This window comes from Bradyrhizobium sp. USDA 4501 (genome assembly GCF_054062115.1).
Window position 1 is genome coordinate 8,766,821 of sequence record NZ_JBSSEX010000001.1, and the last position, 17,736, is coordinate 8,784,556.

The 17,736-nt window shown below is 64.7% G+C and carries 19 protein-coding genes; 13 read left to right on the forward strand and 6 right to left on the reverse strand.

The genetic code is table 11. The features are described from left to right. Positions 1–9: 9 nt before the first annotated feature. On the reverse strand, positions 10–750 hold the full coding sequence (locus tag ACVWZM_RS40905) for a Spy/CpxP family protein refolding chaperone (RefSeq protein ID WP_076828866.1): 741 nt from the start codon (positions 748–750) through the stop codon (positions 10–12). 454 nt (positions 751–1,204) lie between these two features. On the opposite strand from ACVWZM_RS40905, the gene ACVWZM_RS40910 reads away from it, so the two are divergent. The 9 genes from ACVWZM_RS40910 to ACVWZM_RS40950 all read left to right on the forward strand — a co-directional run bounded on the left by ACVWZM_RS40910 (position 1,205) and on the right by ACVWZM_RS40950 (position 10,730). Then, positions 1,205–2,545: an ABC transporter substrate-binding protein gene (locus tag ACVWZM_RS40910; RefSeq protein WP_168856372.1), complete on the forward strand. Its 1,341-nt coding sequence runs from the start codon at positions 1,205–1,207 to the stop codon at positions 2,543–2,545. Between the two features lie 116 nt (positions 2,546–2,661). After that, positions 2,662–3,600: a carbohydrate ABC transporter permease gene (locus tag ACVWZM_RS40915; RefSeq protein WP_028340672.1), complete on the forward strand. Its 939-nt coding sequence runs from the start codon at positions 2,662–2,664 to the stop codon at positions 3,598–3,600. Beyond that, positions 3,600–4,511 carry a carbohydrate ABC transporter permease gene (locus ACVWZM_RS40920; RefSeq protein ID WP_016847559.1) on the forward strand — a complete coding sequence of 304 codons (912 nt, stop codon included), beginning with the start codon at positions 3,600–3,602 and terminating at the stop codon, positions 4,509–4,511. The genes ACVWZM_RS40915 and ACVWZM_RS40920 overlap by 1 nt, the downstream gene beginning before the upstream one ends. A 4-nt stretch (positions 4,512–4,515) precedes the next feature. Next, the gene (locus ACVWZM_RS40925; protein WP_456784949.1) at positions 4,516–5,616 is read left to right on the forward strand and encodes an ABC transporter ATP-binding protein; all 1,101 of its coding nucleotides are present in this window, start codon (positions 4,516–4,518) and stop codon (positions 5,614–5,616) included. 29 nt (positions 5,617–5,645) lie between these two features. Next, positions 5,646–6,635, forward strand: a complete 990-nt coding sequence (locus tag ACVWZM_RS40930; RefSeq protein WP_225646746.1) for a hydroxyacid dehydrogenase — start codon at positions 5,646–5,648, stop codon at positions 6,633–6,635. Positions 6,636–6,704: 69 nt separating this feature from the next. Then, positions 6,705–8,129, forward strand: a complete 1,425-nt coding sequence (locus ACVWZM_RS40935; protein ID WP_456856069.1) for an amidase — start codon at positions 6,705–6,707, stop codon at positions 8,127–8,129. 100 nt (positions 8,130–8,229) lie between these two features. Further along, on the forward strand, positions 8,230–8,895 hold the full coding sequence (locus ACVWZM_RS40940) for a hypothetical protein (RefSeq protein WP_057018687.1): 666 nt from the start codon (positions 8,230–8,232) through the stop codon (positions 8,893–8,895). Positions 8,896–8,950: 55 nt separating this feature from the next. After that, complete coding sequence (locus ACVWZM_RS40945; RefSeq protein WP_229192174.1) at positions 8,951–9,724, forward strand: transporter substrate-binding domain-containing protein; 774 nt, start codon at positions 8,951–8,953, stop codon at positions 9,722–9,724. 172 nt (positions 9,725–9,896) lie between these two features. Then, positions 9,897–10,730 (forward strand): DUF2147 domain-containing protein, encoded by an 834-nt coding sequence (locus tag ACVWZM_RS40950; RefSeq protein WP_456856071.1) that lies wholly within the window; start codon positions 9,897–9,899, stop codon positions 10,728–10,730. Positions 10,731–10,894: 164 nt separating this feature from the next. On the opposite strand, the gene ACVWZM_RS40955 is transcribed toward ACVWZM_RS40950, so the two are convergent. Both ACVWZM_RS40955 and ACVWZM_RS40960 read right to left on the reverse strand, forming a co-directional pair. Beyond that, positions 10,895–11,299, reverse strand: coding sequence for a (R)-mandelonitrile lyase (locus tag ACVWZM_RS40955; protein ID WP_057018689.1), 405 nt, complete (start codon positions 11,297–11,299; stop codon positions 10,895–10,897). Between the two features lie 20 nt (positions 11,300–11,319). Continuing rightward, entirely contained in the window at positions 11,320–12,018 is a 699-nt protein-coding gene (locus ACVWZM_RS40960; protein WP_076828879.1) for a ribonuclease activity regulator RraA, read from the reverse strand. A gap of 213 nt (positions 12,019–12,231) precedes the next feature. On the opposite strand from ACVWZM_RS40960, the gene pxpB reads away from it, so the two are divergent. The 4 genes from pxpB to ACVWZM_RS40980 all read left to right on the forward strand — a co-directional run bounded on the left by pxpB (position 12,232) and on the right by ACVWZM_RS40980 (position 15,363). Then, positions 12,232–12,963, forward strand: coding sequence for a 5-oxoprolinase subunit PxpB (pxpB, locus tag ACVWZM_RS40965; protein ID WP_456856073.1), 732 nt, complete (start codon positions 12,232–12,234; stop codon positions 12,961–12,963). After that, positions 12,960–13,994: a 5-oxoprolinase subunit C family protein gene (locus tag ACVWZM_RS40970; protein ID WP_456856075.1), complete on the forward strand. Its 1,035-nt coding sequence runs from the start codon at positions 12,960–12,962 to the stop codon at positions 13,992–13,994. Before pxpB ends, ACVWZM_RS40970 begins: the two co-directional genes overlap by 4 nt. A gap of 30 nt (positions 13,995–14,024) precedes the next feature. Then, positions 14,025–14,798, forward strand: coding sequence for a LamB/YcsF family protein (locus ACVWZM_RS40975; protein WP_057018693.1), 774 nt, complete (start codon positions 14,025–14,027; stop codon positions 14,796–14,798). Positions 14,799–14,946: 148 nt separating this feature from the next. After that, positions 14,947–15,363 carry a hypothetical protein gene (locus ACVWZM_RS40980; protein ID WP_057018694.1) on the forward strand — a complete coding sequence of 139 codons (417 nt, stop codon included), beginning with the start codon at positions 14,947–14,949 and terminating at the stop codon, positions 15,361–15,363. Positions 15,364–15,437: 74 nt separating this feature from the next. Here ACVWZM_RS40980 and ACVWZM_RS40985 read toward each other — a convergent pair whose 3' ends face one another. The 3 genes from ACVWZM_RS40985 to ACVWZM_RS40995 all read right to left on the reverse strand — a co-directional run bounded on the left by ACVWZM_RS40985 (position 15,438) and on the right by ACVWZM_RS40995 (position 17,676). Further along, positions 15,438–15,590, reverse strand: a complete 153-nt coding sequence (locus ACVWZM_RS40985) for a hypothetical protein (protein WP_016844408.1) — start codon at positions 15,588–15,590, stop codon at positions 15,438–15,440. 341 nt (positions 15,591–15,931) lie between these two features. After that, complete coding sequence (locus ACVWZM_RS40990; RefSeq protein WP_456856077.1) at positions 15,932–17,089, reverse strand: CmpA/NrtA family ABC transporter substrate-binding protein; 1,158 nt, start codon at positions 17,087–17,089, stop codon at positions 15,932–15,934. Continuing rightward, complete coding sequence (locus ACVWZM_RS40995) at positions 17,086–17,676, reverse strand: ANTAR domain-containing response regulator (protein ID WP_028332037.1); 591 nt, start codon at positions 17,674–17,676, stop codon at positions 17,086–17,088. Before ACVWZM_RS40995 ends, ACVWZM_RS40990 begins: the two co-directional genes overlap by 4 nt. Positions 17,677–17,736: the final 60 nt, after the last annotated feature.

The window sequence follows — 17,736 nt, forward strand, 5'->3', positions numbered from 1 at the left end:
GAGATTTCCTCAGTCGAGCCCGCGTTCGTGGCTCAGGCGGACCATTTCGTTGATGAAGATTTGTTTCTGCTTGTCGTCGAGGCTGGCAAACAGCGGCTCGGCGGCGTCGGCGACGCCGCGCTGATCGACCGCCCGGTCATTGAGGAACTGGGCCTCGTTGCGCATCTGCTCGATGATGTCATCCGGCGGATCGCGCTGCGCCCGCGCGATGCGCAGGTTGAGTCGGTCGGCGCCGTTGTGGCCGAGATAGTGCATCGCACTGTTGAAGCCGGCCCAATTCTTCTCCTGCTCCGGCGTCAGGTTGAGCTCCTTCTTGATCCGTTCGATGTTGGCGTCGCTGTTGGCGACGATCTGTTCGGCCGTCAACTGCGGCGCGCCGGCCTGGGTCAGCACGGTCGGCGCTTGCTTCGCGCCCTTGTCCTTTGCGGCGGCCTTGGCCGACTTGGGGGCCTTGGCGCCGGCCGCCGCGCCCTGTGCGTTCTTGCCGCTGCCGGCATTGGGGTTGTTGCCATTGTTGCCGGTCAACACCCCGGTCACGCCGGTCACCACCCCGACAACGCCGCCGATGGCTCCGCCGAGAACGCCGCCGACCGGCCCGGCAGCCTTGTTGCCCTCGCGCGCCCCCTTTTCGACGCCCTGCACGATCTGCGCATCGACCATATGAGGCACTGCGAGCAACGTGACGGTGGCGGCCCCAACCGCGGCGCACAATCTCCATTGTGCGCGCAGCTTCGCTACCGGGATGAGCATGATCGGGTCTCCGTGATCGGTGGTGGATTGCGGAATTGATGCGGGAGTAGGTTCGACAAATCCGGACTTTAGCGTTTCCGGCTTCAGCAAGTCTATCGGCCGCGCCGGGCATCAACATGGCGGAACAGAGTTCGCTGAGGCTTGACCGGAAAGCTGCGGCTCAACCGCGCACCGTCTGCGACCTTGTCTGCGTCGCCGCCCGCGTGCGTCGCAGCATGATCGCAAGACGCACGGCAAACCGCCGGCAACTGCAGTGATGCGAACGGCACTGCCTGCTATTTGACCACAACGTTAGTTCTAGTTGGCATCAGCATCTCGTTTCTCGACAGATGCCGGCAATTCTGTTCTGATCGGTTTCAACGCAATCCCGCGACGTCGCGCAAACGCGACGCACAAAAAAGAACAACGGGATTCAAAAAGTCTTTTGTCCGTCGGCTACCAGGGAGGGAATGCCATGTCACGGAAGAAGCTCTCGCGCCGAGAATTCGTCGCAGCGACAGCGCTGTCATCGGCCGCGCTGATTACAGCCCCCTACGTGCGTGGCGCCTACGCAGCCGGAAAGCTCTCGATGGGCTTCTGGGATCACTGGGTGCCCGGCGCGAACAGTGCGTCCACCGAGCTGGTCAATGAATGGGCTGCCAAGGAGAAGGTCGAGGTCCAGATCGACTACATCACCAGCCAGGGCAACAAGAACATCGTCACCATCGCCGCCGAGGCGCAGGCGAAATCCGGCCACGATATTTTCCAGATGCCGACATGGTGGCCGCAGGCCAACGCCGAGTTGCTCGAGCCGGTCAACGACATCATGGATCCGCTCCTCAAGCTGAACGGCGATGTCAACGGCACGGTGAAATATCTCGGCCAGGCCGGTGGTAAATGGCTCGGCGTTCCCGCCAGCGTCGGCAGCCAGATCAAGGGTCCCTGCTCACGCATCGACCTGATGAAGAAACACGCCAACATCGACGTGCAGGAGATGTATCCGGTCGGAAGCGAGCCGAAAGCCGATAACTGGACCCTCGATACGTTCCTCAAGGCGGCTGAAGCCTGCCACAAGGCCGGATTCCCGTTCGGTATCGGCCTCGGCGAAACCAGCGACAGCGTCGACACCGCCGGCGCGATCTTCCAGTCGTTCGGCGCGCAGCTGGTCGATGCCAAGGGCAATCTCACCGTCAAGACCGACGCGGTGCGCCAGGCCCTCGACTACTACAAGAAGCTGCTCGCCTTCCTGCCGCCCGATGTGTCGGCATGGGACGACGCTTCCAACAACAAGTGGCTGGTCGCCGGCAAGGGCGCGATGATCCTGAATCCGCCGAGCGCGTGGGCGGTCGCCAAGCGCGATGCTCCGCAAGTCGCGGAGCAGTGCTGGACGCACGGGTTCCCGGCCGGGCCGAAGGGACGCTTCGCGCCCTATCTGCCGTTCTTCTGGTCGATCTGGTCGTTCTCGAAGAACAAGGAGGCGGCCAAGAGCCTGCTGACGCACCTGTCGCAACCTGCATCGATCGAGAAAATGGTGGTCGCCAGCGGTGGCTATGACCTGCCGGCCTACGAAAAGCTCACGACCTTGAAGGTCTGGGCGGAGCAAGCGCCGCCAAAGGGGACGCTCTACCACTATCCGAACCCCTACAAGCACCAGACGCTGTCGATTGCGGCCTCGCCCGCGCCGCCCAAGATCGCGCAGCAGATCTACTTCCAGGCCACGCTGACCAAGATGTGCCTGCGGTACTACCAGGGTGAAAGCATGGAAAAGACGCTCGCCTGGGCCGAGGGCGAGTGCGAAGGCTTCATGCGAAGCTGACGACAAGCGAGGTCTCGCGCGACCGCCCGTGATGTTGGCCGCGCGAGATCCCGTCTTCACTGACCGGCCGCCGAATCGGCGTGCTGTGCAACCAACCCGCGCGAGGGAACTGCGTTATGGTTGATGTCGCATTCCAATCCAACCGTGCAGCCGCTGCCCAGACGGGACGAAGGCGCGTCGGCCTGCGCAACGCGCTGCGGCGCAAGTCGATGGCCGCGTTCCTGATGACCTTGCCGCTGATCCTCCTGATCGCGATCCTGGTGCTCTACCCGGCCCTCTACTCCTTGCACCTCGCAACACTGAACAAGGCGATGACGAAGTTCGTCGGGTTCGGCAATTTCGAGTTCCTGTTCAAGCGCGACACCTTCTGGCTGGTGGTCAAGCAATCCTGCATTTTCGCGATCTCGGCGGTGATCTTCAAAGCCCTGATCGGCTTCATCGTCGCGCATTTCGTGCACAACGTACCCGCCAACAAGCAGCGCAAGTGGCGCGGCATGCTGCTGGTGCCATGGGTGATCCCGCCGGCGATGAGCACGCTGGCGTGGCTCTGGCTGTTCGACCCCTCCTACAGCGCCTTCAACTACACGCTTTCCTTCTTCGGCATCGGGCCGATCCCGTGGACCGGCGATGCGATGTGGGCGCGCTTCTCGGTGATCCTCGTCAACGTCTGGTACGGCGCGCCATTCTTCATGATCATGTATCTGGCGGCGTTGAAATCGGTACCCGACCAGCTTTATGAGGCGGCCGCTATCGACGGCGCCAATTGGTGGCAGCGCATCTGGTACGTTACGCTGCCGATGATGCGCAACATCATCGCGATCACGACGCTGTTCTCGCTGATCGTGACCTTCGCCAATTTCGACATCGTGCGTATCCTGACCGCGGGCGGGCCGCTCGACCACACCCATATCTTCGCCACCTGGGCGTTCCGGGTCGGCATCGAGGGCAGTGATGTGCCGCTCGGCGCCAGCGTTTCGCTGTTCATGGTGCCGATCCTCGCGGTCGCGGCGATTTTCATCCTGCGCGACATCACCAAACGCGGGAACGAAGCCTGATGAGCTCGCTGACGATCGACAAGTCCGGACCGACCCGCAAGGTCAAGTACGGCAGCATGAGCCGCGACCGCGCCTGGGCGCTACGCTGGTCCTATTTCTTCCTGGTGCTGTTTGCGATCTTCTCGCTGACGCCGCCGATCTACATGCTGATCACCTCGCTGAAGAGCAGCGCCGAGATCTCGGCCGCGACCAATCCGTGGTGGGTCTATCATCCGACACTCAGCAACTACATCGAGCTGCTGACCTCGAACCAGTTCCTGCGCTTCTTCTGGAATTCGGCCTGGGTCTCGATCATCGTGGTCACCATCACGATGCTGATCAGCGTGCCGGCGGCCTTTGCGCTGGCGCGGATGAAATTCTGGGGCTCGGCGACGCTCGCGACCGGCGTGTTCCTCACCTATCTCATTCCGGACAGCCTGCTGTTCATCCCGCTGTTCAAGATGTTCGCCGTGTTCGGCGACTGGACCGGCATCCAGCTGGTCAATCGCTGGTACGTGCTGCTGTTCATCTACCCGACGCTGACGGTACCGTTCTGCACCTGGATCATGATCGGCTATTTCGCCTCGATCCCGAAGGAGCTCGACGAGGCGGCGATCATCGACGGCGCGAGCTGGTTCCAGACGCTGACCCGGATCTTCATCCCGGTCGCGCTGCCCGGCCTGATCGCGGCCACGATCTTCGCCTTCACCGTCTCCTGGGCTCAGTTCCTCTATCCGCTGGTGTTCACGACATCGACCGATCAGCTGGTGCTGCCGGTCGGCATCATCACGACCCTGATCAAGGGTGACGTCTTCAACTGGGGACAGATCATGACCGGCGCCCTGCTCGGCGCCGCGCCGCCGCTGATCATCTATGCCTTCCTGATGGACTACTACATTGCCGGCCTGACCGCCGGTGCGACAAAGGGTTGAACTTATGGCTGACGTCAGTTTGCGGAAGGTTGTGAAGCGTTACGACGAGGTCGAGGCGGTGCGCGGCATCGACCTTGATATCGCAGACCATGAGTTCGTGGTGCTGGTCGGGCCGAGCGGCTGCGGCAAGTCGACGACGCTGCGGATGATCGCCGGCCTCGAGGACATTTCCGACGGCGACATCATGATCGGCGGCGACGTCGTCAACGACGTGCCGCCGAAGGACCGCGACATCGCGATGGTGTTCCAGAACTATGCGCTCTATCCGCATATGACCGTTGCCGAGAACATGTCGTTCGGTCTGCGGCTGAAGCACTATCCCAAGGCCGAGATCAAGAGCCGGGTCACCGAGGCAGCCCGCATGCTCGACATCACCGACCTGATCGACCGCAAGCCGAAGCAGCTCTCCGGCGGCCAGCGCCAGCGCGTCGCGATGGGACGGGCAATCGTGCGCAATCCGAAGGTGTTTCTGTTCGACGAGCCGCTGTCCAACCTCGACGCCAAGCTCCGCGTGCAGATGCGGATCGAGATCAAGAAGGTGCACCAGAAGGTCCGCACCACGACCGTCTACGTCACCCACGACCAGGTCGAGGCGATGACGCTCGCCGACCGCGTCGTGGTGATGAACCACGGCAGGATCGAGCAGATCGGCACGCCCAACGAGCTCTACCACAAGCCGGCGACCCGGTTCGTCGCAAGCTTCATCGGCTCGCCCGCGATGAATTTCGTGCCCTGTCGGCTCGAGGACACCGGCGGCAAGCTCAACGTGCGGCTGACCGATCGCCTCGCTTTCTCGCTGCCGCCGGCACGCGCCGCCCGCTACCAGGCTCTCTCCCGCACCGACAAGCTGTTGCTGGGCATCCGGCCCGAGCACGTCATGGAGGCGCGGCCGCATGCCGAACCGGGCATCGAGCCGTTCGACGCGATGCTCGACGTTACCGAGCCGATGGGGATGGAGACCCTGGTCTATTTCACGCTCGAGGGCACCCAGGTCTGCGGCCGGGTCAATCCCAATGCCGGTGCGCAGGATGGCAGCCCGCTCCGATTGGCTGTGGACCTCAACAATATGCATTTGCTAAACGAGGTGACCGGCGTCGTCCTTTGACGGCGCACAAGAAACCTCAAGGGCAGGAAATGGCCACCAACAAGAAGAAGATTTTTGTCACCCAGACTTTGTCACCGGGGGCACGGGTGCTCCTCAACGAGCGGGATGACGTAGAACTCATCGAATTTCCCAACCTGATCTCCGCCAAGGACTTTCAGACCATGCTCGAGCAGCATGCGCCGGTCCATGGCGTGGCGCTCGGCGCAACCCGCTTCGGCGAAGCGGAGCTGGAGGCGTCCAAGGGCATGATGGTGGTGACCCGGATCGGTGTCGGCTATGACGCCGTCGACGTTCCGGCGCTGTCGCGCCGCAAGGTGCCGCTGATGGTCGCAGGCACGGCGAACTCGCCGTCGGTCGCCGAACAAGCTGTGTTCATGATGCTGACGCTGGCCAAGCGCGCGCAGGAAATGCACACGATGGTCAAGGACGGCACCTGGGCGAGCCGGCTCGGCGTGCTGCCGTTCGATCTCTACGGCAAGACCGTCCTGATCGTTGGCTTCGGCCGCATCGGCACCCGCACCGCCAAGCGCTGCCTCGCCATGGAAATGAACGTGCTGGTCTACGATCCCTACAAGCCCGCCAGCGAGATCACGGCTGCCGGCTGCGAGGCCGTGTCGAACCTCGAAGCGGCGCTGCCGCGGGCGGACTTCGTCACGATCCATTGCCCGAAGAATCCCGAAACCGTCGGGCTGTTCAACGCCGCGCGGATCAGGCTGATGAAGCCGACCGCCTATCTCATCAACACCGCCCGCGGCGGCATCGTCGACGAGAAGGCGCTGCACGACGCGCTGGTGTCGGGCAAGCTCGCCGGCGCTGGCCTCGACGTGTTCGAGGTCGAGCCGCCGCCGGTCGGCCAGCCCCTGCACGCTTTGCCCAACGTGATCATGGCGCCGCATGTGGCCGGCGTCACGGTCGAGGCCGTCGATCGCATGAGCGAGCAGACCGCACGCAATATTCTGAGCGTGCTGGATGGCAATCCGCTGCGCCAGAACGTGATCAACCAGGACGTCCTCGGCTGAGCTTTCAGCCTTCCTCGTTTGCGCCGCGGCCGATCCGAAAGGATCGGCCCGGCGATGCGGAGTACCCACATGGCCTTCAAGGAATTCGGCAACTACGATGCGGTCGGTCTCGCCGAGCTCGTCCGCAACAAGGACGTGACGCCGAAGGAGTTGCTCGACGAGGCGATCGCGCGCACCGCCGCCGTCGATCCCAAGATCAACGCTGTGGTCGTCAAGCATTACGACTATGCCGAGCGCCAGATCGCCAAGGGGCTGCCTGACGGTCCCTTCACCGGCGTGCCGTTCCTGCTGAAGGACCTCGATCTGCTCGAAGGCACCCGCACCACGTCGGGCGCCAGCCTGCTGAAGGACTTCGTTGCCGATCACAATGGCACGCTGGCCCAGCGCTTCGTCGACGCCGGGCTTGCGATCTTCGGCAAGAGCTCGAGCCCGGAATTCGGGCTGATGCCGACGACGGAATCCCGTCTGTTCGGCCTGACCCGCAATCCCTGGAATCTCGACCATTCCTCCGGCGGCTCGTCCGGCGGCGCTGGGGCTGCGGTCGCGGCCCGCATCCTGCCCGTCGCGCATGCCAGCGACGGCGGCGGGTCGATCCGGATCCCCGCCTCCGCCTCCGGCGTGTTCGGCATGAAGCCGACGCGCGCCCGCAACCCGGTGGGTCCCGATCGCGGCGAAGGCTGGGGCGGCTTCTCCGTCGGCCATGTGCTCAGCATCAGCGTCCGCGACAGCGCGGTGATGATGGATGCGATCCACGGTCCGGAGCCGTCGAGCCTCTACGTGGCGCCGCCGCCGGAGCGACCGTTCTCGCAGGAAGTCGGCCGCGATCCCGGCCATTTGCGCATCAGCTTCACCGACAAGTCGCCCTACGGCGATGCCATCGATCCCGAGATCGCTGCGGCGGTGCGCGACATAGCCAAGCTGCTGGCGGGCCTCGGCCATCACGTCGAGGAACGTGCGCCGCCGCTTGCGGCCGATCCCGCCGCAGTCATGACGACCATCGTCGGAGGCAACACAGCGCTGACCATCCGTCTGCTCGAGCAGCGCGTCGGGCGCACCCTGACGTCGGACGATGTCGAGCGGCTCACGCTCGCCAGCGCCCAGAATGCGACCAAGATGAACCCGGCCGACTACGTGGCCGCGCAGCTTGCAGCGTTCCAGATCTCGCGCGCGCTTGCGACCTTCTTCGAAGGTTGCGACATCTTCCTCAGCCCGACGCTGTGCGCGCCGCCGCTCCGCCTCGGCGAGCTGAACACGATGTCCGAGGACCTCGGCCACATCGCGCCGGTGCTGCGCCGCTACATGCCGGGCACCTCGATGTTCAACATGTCCGGACAGCCGGCGATGTCGGTGCCGCTGGCCTGGAACAAGGCCGGTCTGCCGCTCGGCATGATGTTCGCGGCCAAGCTCGGCGAGGAAGGGCTGCTGTTCCGCCTGGCCGGCCAGCTCGAACAGGTCCGCCCCTGGAAGGACCGGCGTCCGCCGGTTTGCGCGTAGGCCCCACCGAAGCGCCCGGGCTGACAAAGGCCAGTCAGATCAGGTAGATAGGAATGGCGTCGGCGCGATTCCGCCAACGCCGAGCCTGGGAGACCGAACCGTGAGTGACCCGACCGACAATGCGCTCGCCGCAATCGCGAGCATCCTCGATCAGACGACGACACCTCCCGAGAAGGCCAAATCGTCCGACAAGACGGCGGATAAGGAAGCCGAGCCCGCCAAGGAGCCTCCGGTCTCCATCGCGATGCCGCCGCCCCTTCCGTCGTCAGTCGAAGTCGTATCAGTCGAGACCGTGTCCATCACGACCGTGTCCGTCGAGGCCGCGCCCGCCGAGTCGTCGGCGGGCGAGCCGCCGCCGGTCGAGGCGTCCGAACCGGTCGAACAGCCCGAGGCAAGTAAAGCTGAAGCAAGTGAACCGGAGCCAACCGAACCGGAGCCGAGCCAGCCGGAAGCGGAGCCGGAGTCGATCCAGCCGCCGCCCCAACCGATCGAGGCCAATGGCTATTCCAAGTCCGGCCCAGGACCAATGGCCGCGCTGCGCTTCCGCTGGACGGTGCGCCAGGACGGCGCCCAATATTATGTCGACGAGACCGTCGGCGAGGCATCGACCCCGCTCGTCAACGGCCCGATGGAGCGGGACGCCGCGATCAAATTCGTCGACGATCGCGAGGCCCAAGCGCGGCGGCGCTTCGAGCATTTCAAGCACGAGATGCTCAGCCGCACTGCAAGCGTCGTTCAGGCGAGCAAGGACAGCAACGAGGCCTGAGACGCGATACGTGCCCTTCGGGCATCGCAATCAAATGCGGATGGAGAAGACCTCGATGTTTCGCGCGCTGGCCGGCCTCGCTCTCGCTTTGCTCCTGTCCGCCGCGCACGCGCAGCAGGCGCCGTCCCGGCTCGATGAGATCGTCAAGCGCGGCATCCTGCGCGTCGGCATGACCGGCGACTATTTGCCCTTCACCTATCTCGACAAGGAGACCAAGGCCTTCCGCGGCTTCGATGTCGACATGGCGCAGTCGCTCGGCAAGGCGCTCGGCGTCAAGGTCGAGTTCGTGCCGACATCGTGGCCGCAGATGACCAAGGATTTCGAGGCCGACGATTTCGACATCGCGATGGGCGGCGTCTCCATCACCTTCGATCGGCAGAAGAAGGGTCTGTTCTCGACGCCGATCATGCGCGAAGGCAAGACGCCGATCGCGCGCTGCGCCGACAAGGGCAAGTTTGAGACGATCGCCGAGATCGACAAACCCGGCACCCGAGTCATCGTCAATCCCGGCGGCACCAACGAGCGCTTCGCGCGCGCCCACGTGAAAACCGCCGAGATCCGCGTCTTCAACGACAACACCAAGATCTTCGACGAGATCGCCAAGGGCGACGCCGACCTGATGATGACCGATGCGTCCGAGACGCGCTATCAGCAGAAGCTGCATCCCGGCGTGCTGTGCGCCGTGCATCCCGACAAGCCGTTCGACTTCGCGGAAAAGGCCTACTGGATGCAGCGCGACGTCGCCTTGAAGGCGTTCGTCGACCAATGGCTTCACATCGCGCGCGAAGATGGCAGCTACGCGAGGATCTACGCCGCGTGGTTCGAATAGCCCGCGCCGCGCGCATAATTTGAAGCGCACGGCCTGAAACCAGACCGTAATCCAGCGATTTGAACCTAGACCGCGAGGATACGACTCATGTTCTGACCGTGATCTGGGACACGTTCAACGGGGTGGTCACCGGATAGCCTTGCGAGCGAGGCTCCCTGCACCGGAGGTCGAGATGAGAAAGCTTCTGGCGATCGCCACGCTCGTGCTGGCAAGCACGGCCGCAGCGCAGGCGCAGTACACATTCGATTACGGCGGCCGCACTATTCGCATCGATCCCGATCGCGGCACGGTTTCGATCCCCGGCGTCTACGACAATACTCCCCGCCGCACCAAACGCGCCAAAAGCGAGGACACCGAGCAGAAGCGCAAGGCTCCGAAGGAGGCCAACACGGACGCCAAGTCGGACACTAAGACGGACGCTAAGACGAATTCCCAGGCCGCGCCGCCCAGCGCGCCAGCAGCGACTGCTCCGCCTGCCGTCGATCAGGCCGCCGTCCCGCCGGCGCCTGCCGCAACGGCAGAGCCGCCCAGCACGGGCGTTGCGGCCACGCCGCCTTCAGCTACAGCCGCGACCACACCGCCGCCGCCCGCGGCGCCAGCCGTCCAGCAAACTGCGCCGGCTGCAAAGCCCACCACAGCTCCAACGGTCGGCGCCGCCTCGCCGAGCGCTCCGGTGCCCAAGCCGCTCGCCAATCCCGTGCAAGCAGCGAACTCGCCGCTCGGCGTCTGGCTCACCGAAGAGAAGGAAGGCAAAATCCGCATCGAGCAATGCGGTGGCAATCTCTGCGGGTACGCCGTCGACAAGAAATCGAACGCCAACGGCGAACAGGTGCTGGTCAACATGAAGGCGGGCAAGGACAAGTGGAGCGGCCGCATCTTCGATCCGAACAGCGGCAGCACCTACGATTCCACCATCGCGATGAGGAGCCCGGACACGCTACGCGTCCAGGGCTGTGCGTTCGGCGGCATGTTCTGCGGCGGCCAGACCTGGACGCGGGTGAATTGATTGCCTGCAAATCGTAGCCCGGATGGAGCGAAGCGTAATCCGGGATTTTCACCATGGGAGAGACCGCCCCGGATTGCGCTTCGCTCCATCCGGGCTACGGTCTCATAAAATCAAAAGCCCCGCCTGACGAGCGGGGCTTTCATCTTTCAAACTGCTACGGCTGCTCAGCGGACCTTGCCGTTGTATTCCTCGTCGGTGACGTGCTCCATCCAAGTCGAATAGACGCCATCGAGCGCCTCCTGCATGGCGATGTGGGTCATGCTGTTGTCCGGCGAGGCCCCGTGCCAGTGCTTCTCGTTCGGCGGAATCCAGACGACGTCGCCAGGGCGGATCTCCCTGATCGGGCCGCCCTTGGCCTGCACGCGCCCGATGCCGGAGATCACATACAGCGTCTGTCCGAGCGGATGGGTGTGCCAGGCGGTGCGTGCGCCGGGCTCGAACGACACGCGCGAGGCGTTCAGCCGCGCCGGCGCGGGCGCCATGTTGATCGGGTCCTGTAACACCGTGCCGGTAAAATTCTCCTTCGGCGCGCGGCGGGTCGGCCGCGAGCCGGAAACGTGGATGTCCATGTTACCTCCCTTTCTTGACGTTATTTCTTGGTCGCGGCGTAGCGCGCCTTGGTCTCGGCATTCATCGGATACAGGCCGGGCAGCTGGGCGCCATTGTTCACCTCGTTGACGATCCAGGCTTCCATCCGTTCCTGCTCCGGCCCCTCGGCCAGCACGTGATCGAGGAACGCCTGCGGGATCAGCACCGCGCCGTCCTGGTCGGCCACCACCACGTCGTTCGGGAATACGGCAACGCCGCCACAGCCGATCGGTTCGCCCCAGCCGACGAAGGTCAGACCTGCAACCGACGGCGGAGCCGCGTAGCCGTCGCACCACACCGGCAGGCCGGTGCCGAGCACGCCCTCGACGTCGCGCACCACGCCATCGGTGATCAGCGCCGTCACCCCGCGCTTGGCCATGCGGGCGCAGAGGATGTCGCCGAAAATGCCGGCATCGGTGATGCCCATGGCATCGACCACGGCGATGCAGCCCGCCGGCATCGCCTCGATCGCGGTGCGGGTCGAGATCGGCGACGACCAGGATTCCGGCGTCGCCAGATCCTCACGGGCCGGCACGAAACGCAGCGTGAAGGCCGGTCCGACCAGCCGCTTCTGCCCTGGCTTCAGCGGCTTGGTGCCGCGCATCCAGATGTTGCGCAGGCCCTTCTTGAGCAGGACGGTGGTGATGGTGGCGGTGGACACGTGCGACAGCGTCGCGATCGCTTCGGCGGACAGTGACATCTGGAAAGCTTGCTCCGATGGGAGGAAAAGACCGGCGCATGTTGCCGGGCAAAGGCCTTGCGTCAAGGGCTGCGCGAAAAAGCTGCGATCATCCAGATTTATCACTGGCATGCCGATTAATTTATTGAAGTTGCTGCATCATTTTGCACGAAGCGAATTCCGTTTTAGCTCGAAACACGCTAGCTTGATGGTTGACGAACAGCGCTTGACCCAATGGCCGACCCCTTAAGTCCTCCCCGCCTTTTGCCGAGTGGCGACAGCGCCATCACGGTGGAATTCAGCCGCACCATCGACGACGCCGCCAACCGGCGGGTGCTGGCGCTCGACCGCGTGATATCCGCCGAGCCGATCGCCGGCATCACCGAGACCGTGCCGACCTACCGGTCGCTGCTGGTGCATTACGACCCCGTGCAGATCGGCTTCGACGCGCTCGGCGCGCAACTGCTGGCTCGCGCCGCCAAGGCGCCGCCGACCGAGACCGGAACGCGGCGCTGGCGCATCCCGGTGACCTATGGCGGCGAGCACGGCATCGATCTCGAGGACGTCGCGAAGGCGCTCAAAACCACGCCCGACCAGATCGTGGCGCGCCATGTCGCCGGCGACTATCGCGTCGCCATGATCGGCTTCACGCCGGGCTGGTCCTATCTCAGCGGACTGGAGAAGTTCCTACACATGCCCCGGCGCAAAGATCCGCGGCTCCTGACCCCGGCCGGCACCATTTCGATCGGCGGCATCCAGACCGGCGTGCAGTGCCTGGCCGGCCCGAGCGGCTGGCACCTGCTCGGCCGCACCCCGGTGCGAACCTACCAATTGCATCGCGATCCGACCTTCCTGCTGGAGCCGGGCGACGCCATCACCTTCACCGCGATCGACGCCAAGACCTTTGCCGAGCAGGACCGCGCCGCCGAGGCCGGCGAGTTCGTCGCTGAACTGGTGACGCCATGAGCAAGCTCGTCGTCACCTCGATCGGCCCGGCAAGCTCGGTGCAGGACGCTGGTCGTCCGGGCTCGCAGCGCTACGGTCTCGTGCCGAGCGGCGCGATGGACCGGCTTTCGCTGGCGGCCGCCAACACGCTGGTCGGCAACGACCTGTTCGCCGCCGCGGTCGAGATCGGCCCGTTCGGCGCCAGCTTCACCGCGCGCGGGGGCGCGGTGCGCGTCGCCCTCGCCGGCGCGTCGCGCAATGCGGATATCGGCGGCCGGCCGGTCGCGTTCGACAGCTCGGCGACGCTTGCCGAAGGTGAGACGCTCACTCTCGGCTTCGCGCGCGGCGGCTCGTTCAGCTATCTCGCGATCGAGCACGGCATCGAAGGCGAGCCGATGTTCGGCAGCCTCGCCGTCAACGCCCGCGCCGGGCTCGGCAGCCCCTACCCGCGGCCGCTGCAAAGCGGCGACGAGTTGACGACGCAGGCTGCAAGCGGCGCGCCCGAGCGCCGCATCGAATTGCCGGCCGCGACCGATGCGCCGATCCGCATCCTGTTCGGCCCGCAGGACGACGAGTTCGCCGAGGACCACAAGGAGCTGTTGGTCGACAGCGAGTGGAAGATCTCGGCGACCAGCGACCGCATGGGCTATCGCCTCGAAGGTCCCGCCATCAAGCATCTCGACGGCCACAACATCGTCTCCGACGGCACCGTGAACGGCAGCATCCAGGTGCCCGGCAACGGGCAGCCGATCGTGCTGATGCCGGACCGCGGCACCAGCGGCGGCTATCCGAAGATCGCAACCGTGATCACGGCCGATTTCGGCCGCTTCGCGCAGATCTCGGCCGGCCGGCCGTTCCGCTTCAAGGCGGTGACGATGGCTGAAGCGCAGGCCGAGGCGATCAAGTTCCACGAGCTGCTGCGTTCCCTGCCCGACCGCCTCCGCGGCATTGAGGATTTTGGTCTCAACATCGAAGCGCTGCGGGATGCGAATGTCGCGGGTCAGGCCGTCAACGCCGTCGATGTGTCGACCTGGCAAGTTGCGCTACCCTGAATCTGTACAACAATAGACGGATCGATCGTCATGACTTCAACTATCGACCTCAATTGCGATCTCGGCGAAAGCTTTGGCCCCTGGGAAATGGGCAATGATGCCGCGATGATCGAGCTTGCGACCTCGGTCAACGTCGCCTGCGGCTTCCATGCCGGCGACGCCGACATCATGCGCAAGACGGTCGAGCTGGCGAAGGCGCGCGGCGTCAGCGTCGGCGCCCATCCCGGCTATCGCGACCTGCACGGCTTTGGCCGCCGCCCGATGCCGGGACTGACGTCCTCGGAGATCGAGAACCTGATCGCCTATCAGATCGGCGCTTTGCAGGCGATCGCGACCGCGGCCGGCCACAAGGTCACCCATGTGAAGGCGCATGGCGCGATTTCCAACGTCGCTTGCGAGGACGACATGACGGCACGAGCGATCGCCAATGCGATCAAGGCAGTCGATCCCAATCTCATCTTCGTGGTGCTCGCCAACTCGAAGCTGGTGCGCGCAGGTGAAGCGGCGAATCTGCGGATGGCGCATGAGGTGTTCGCCGACCGCGCCTATGAGGACGACGGCAACCTGGTGTCGCGCAAGAAGCCCGGCGCGGTGCTGCACGATCCCAAGGCGATTGCCGATCGTGTGGTGCGGATGGTGCAGGACGGCGCGGTCGTCTCGGTCACCGGCAAGGTGATCAAGATGCAGACCGATACCGTCTGCATCCATGGCGACACGCGTGGCGCCGTCGAGATTGCGCGCGGCCTGCGCGAGGCGCTGAAGCAGGCGGGCATCACCGTTGCGCCGTTCAAGACCGCGCACTAAGCCGCGAACATCGATCAAAAAAGGGCTGGCCGCCGTGCCGGCCCTTTAGATTCCGTTAAGAGTCTTCTTAAACCCAAACTTGCCGTTTGATTGTTAGGTGCAGCTTCCGAGCCTTTGATTGTCCTCTTAGGAAATTGGGTACGAAAGCATGTTCCGCACCAGCCTCTCCCTCACCATTGCCGCGGTTGCCACCGCCGCCTTCACCAGCGCGGCATCCGCCGGCTGCTACAGCTGCTATACGCCGCCGCCGCAGCCGTGCACGACCTGCTATCAGGTGCAGAGCGTGCCGCCGCAGTATCGCACGGTGCAGGAGACCGTCATGGTGGCGCCGGGCCGCGTCGTCGCGCATCGCACGCCGGCACAGTATCGCACCGTGATGGTGCCGAGGACGGTGATGGTCGCGCCCGAAGGCGTCGCCTATGAGCGCATTCCGCCGCAATACGCCACCCAGGAGCGCGTGCAGATGGTCTCGCCGGGCTATTCCTACTACGCGCCGGTTCAGCAGACCTGCAGCACCTGCGGTGGCGGCTACGGCTACGGATATGGTCGCGGTTACGGCTACTGAGCTGTCAGCATCCAGCCAACACAAAGCCGCCGCCTGAGGACATCAGACGGCGGCTTTTGAATTTTCCGAAGGACTCAGAACGGGTGGACGGACAGCGTGCCGAACACGATGGCCGCGATCACCGCAAAGGCGCTGTACAGCGCCGCCGTGTGAATTCCGGTCCCGGACTTCCGTGAAATATTACGCGCGTAAAGGTGCAGGCGGGCCTCCGCCGATAGCTCGCGCATGGTCGATCTCCAACGCCCCATTGTCGGACATATGGAATATCGTTCGCGCCCGGATTCAAGCGGGCGGCAAAAATAGCGATGCCGCCGCCTTCGGGAACTCGGTTCCGAGAGGAATATTCCTTCCCGCGCGCTCGGCCGAGAACCCTATTCGCCGCAATTCGAGGCGTCGGGAACCCGCGCCAGTCCCGCGATAACCGAAAATCTCGAAAACAACCCCATGCAAAGTAGCCGGAGGTCGATAGCCGAGGCGCTGCCGCCGCCGCGCCTGTTGCCCATCCCTGTCCCAGCAACACGACGCACCGGTTGTGCACGTGCCGCCGGAAGCGGCCGCTGCGGCGCGCTCAGGCCTTCCAGCGCCCGATCTTGAACGCCGCCAGATGGCCCGGAACGTCGCTCGGGTCGAAAGGCGGGCCGGCGAACGCCCCGATGGCGCTGGAGGCGCCGGCCGGGCGACCCGATGCCGCGTCGTAGAGATCGGGCCTGAACACGGCCATGGCGGTCTTCAGCGCTTCCGGCCGGTATGGCGCCTGGCCCCAGCGAACCATCTGCGCATAGAGCCAGGCCGCCTGCCCCGGATCAGGCCGCGCCGCCGCCTCGCGCCCGACCAGCAAATAGCGATTGCTCTCGCGCATGGTGCCGTCGGGCGAAATCTTCAGGTGGCCATCGAGCGTGCGCTGGATGACGCTGGCATCGACGCCGATCCGCTCGGGCTGCGCCAGGATGCGCGCGACCTCGGACCGGTTCTCGGGCCGCTCGATGAACTCCACGGCGCGCAGATGTGCACGCACCAGCGCCGCCACGACGCCGGGATGCTTCTCCGACCAGCTCTGCCGCACTGCCAGCACCTTTTCCACCGCGCTGAGCAGGATGTCGGAGACGAAGTGCAGGATGTGGCCGACGCCGAGATCGACCGCGATCGAATTCCAGGGGGCGCCGACGCAGAACGCATCGACATGGCCGTTGGCGAGACTGTCGACCATGTAGGGCGGCGGCAGCACCACAAGCTGAACATCCTCGTCGGGATCGACGCCGCCGGCGGCCATCCAGAACCGCAACTGGTAGTTGTGGGTCGAGAACGGGAAGGTCATGCCGAAGGTCAGCGGCTCCGCCCCGCTCTTCCGCCGCTTGGCCACCACGCGGGCGAGCGCGTGTGCGGTTGCCATCGGATCGAAGCGGTCGCCGTCGATCTCTTCCATCAGCGCGGCGTGCAGCGCCGGCGATACGGTGATGGCATTGCCGTTGAGCCCGAGGTTGAAGGGCGCCGCGATCGGCACCTTGACGTGACCGAGCCCGAGGCTCGAGGCGATCGCCACCGGCGCCAACAGATGAGCGGCGTCGAACAGGCCGATGTTGAGCTTGTCGCGGACGTTCGACCACGACACTTCCCGCACCAGCGTGACGTCGAGGCCTTCGGCCGCCGCGAATCCCTTGTCGACCGCAACGATCAGCGCGGCAGCGTCGACCAGCGGAATGAACCCGATGCGCAATGGTGTGGTCATTTCAGGAGCTCCGACGCCGTCAGGATCGATTGCGCGATCTCTCCGATTTTCTTTTTCTCGCGCATCGCGGTCGAGCGCATCAGCACGTAGGCCTCCTCCTCGGTCAGTCCCTTCACCTTCATCAGGATGCCCTTGGCGCGATCGATCACCTTGCGCTCCTCCAGCGCGTGCTTGGTGCGGTCGAGCTCGTCCTGCAATTTGGCGAAGGCATTGAAGCGGGAGACGCACAGATCGAGGATCGGCTTCATCCGCTCCTTCTTGAGACCGTCGACGATGTAGGCGGAGACGCCCGCCTCGACCGAGGCCTGGATCGAGGCGGCGTCGCTCTGGTCAACGAACATCGCGATCGGCCGGCGGACGGCGCGGCTGACCTGGAACATTTGTTCCAGCACGTCGCGACTGGGGTTCTCGAGGTCGATGACGATGATCTCGGGGTCGAGCGCATAGATTCGCGAGAGCAGGCTCTGCATCTCGCTGATATGCACGACATCCGTATACCCGGCCTCCCGCAGTCCCTCTTCCAAGATGGCCGCTCGGATCGGGCTCTCGTCGACTATGACGATCTTGGGAGACGATTCAGCGCTCATCGACAACTCTTAAGGCCCGGCAGATGCATCCATATCATGCCGGAAGCCCCGGGAAAGGGT

Bases quoted from the DNA above. Each gene is read 5' to 3' on its own strand.
- ACVWZM_RS40905 (WP_076828866.1), bottom strand. From the start codon at position 750: ATGCTCATCCCGGTAGCGAAGCTGCGCGCACAATGGAGATTGTGCGCC.
- ACVWZM_RS40910 (WP_168856372.1), top strand. From the start codon at position 1,205: ATGTCACGGAAGAAGCTCTCGCGCCGAGAATTCGTCGCAGCGACAGCG.
- ACVWZM_RS40915 (WP_028340672.1), top strand. From the start codon at position 2,662: ATGGTTGATGTCGCATTCCAATCCAACCGTGCAGCCGCTGCCCAGACG.
- ACVWZM_RS40920 (WP_016847559.1), top strand. From the start codon at position 3,600: ATGAGCTCGCTGACGATCGACAAGTCCGGACCGACCCGCAAGGTCAAG.
- ACVWZM_RS40925 (WP_456784949.1), top strand. From the start codon at position 4,516: ATGGCTGACGTCAGTTTGCGGAAGGTTGTGAAGCGTTACGACGAGGTC.
- ACVWZM_RS40930 (WP_225646746.1), top strand. From the start codon at position 5,646: ATGGCCACCAACAAGAAGAAGATTTTTGTCACCCAGACTTTGTCACCG.
- ACVWZM_RS40935 (WP_456856069.1), top strand. From the start codon at position 6,705: ATGGCCTTCAAGGAATTCGGCAACTACGATGCGGTCGGTCTCGCCGAG.
- ACVWZM_RS40945 (WP_229192174.1), top strand. From the start codon at position 8,951: ATGTTTCGCGCGCTGGCCGGCCTCGCTCTCGCTTTGCTCCTGTCCGCC.
- ACVWZM_RS40950 (WP_456856071.1), top strand. From the start codon at position 9,897: ATGAGAAAGCTTCTGGCGATCGCCACGCTCGTGCTGGCAAGCACGGCC.
- ACVWZM_RS40955 (WP_057018689.1), bottom strand. From the start codon at position 11,299: ATGGACATCCACGTTTCCGGCTCGCGGCCGACCCGCCGCGCGCCGAAG.
- ACVWZM_RS40960 (WP_076828879.1), bottom strand. From the start codon at position 12,018: ATGTCACTGTCCGCCGAAGCGATCGCGACGCTGTCGCACGTGTCCACC.
- pxpB (WP_456856073.1), top strand. From the start codon at position 12,232: ATGGCCGACCCCTTAAGTCCTCCCCGCCTTTTGCCGAGTGGCGACAGC.
- ACVWZM_RS40970 (WP_456856075.1), top strand. From the start codon at position 12,960: ATGAGCAAGCTCGTCGTCACCTCGATCGGCCCGGCAAGCTCGGTGCAG.
- ACVWZM_RS40975 (WP_057018693.1), top strand. From the start codon at position 14,025: ATGACTTCAACTATCGACCTCAATTGCGATCTCGGCGAAAGCTTTGGC.
- ACVWZM_RS40980 (WP_057018694.1), top strand. From the start codon at position 14,947: ATGTTCCGCACCAGCCTCTCCCTCACCATTGCCGCGGTTGCCACCGCC.
- ACVWZM_RS40985 (WP_016844408.1), bottom strand. From the start codon at position 15,590: ATGCGCGAGCTATCGGCGGAGGCCCGCCTGCACCTTTACGCGCGTAAT.
- ACVWZM_RS40990 (WP_456856077.1), bottom strand. From the start codon at position 17,089: ATGACCACACCATTGCGCATCGGGTTCATTCCGCTGGTCGACGCTGCC.
- ACVWZM_RS40995 (WP_028332037.1), bottom strand. From the start codon at position 17,676: ATGAGCGCTGAATCGTCTCCCAAGATCGTCATAGTCGACGAGAGCCCG.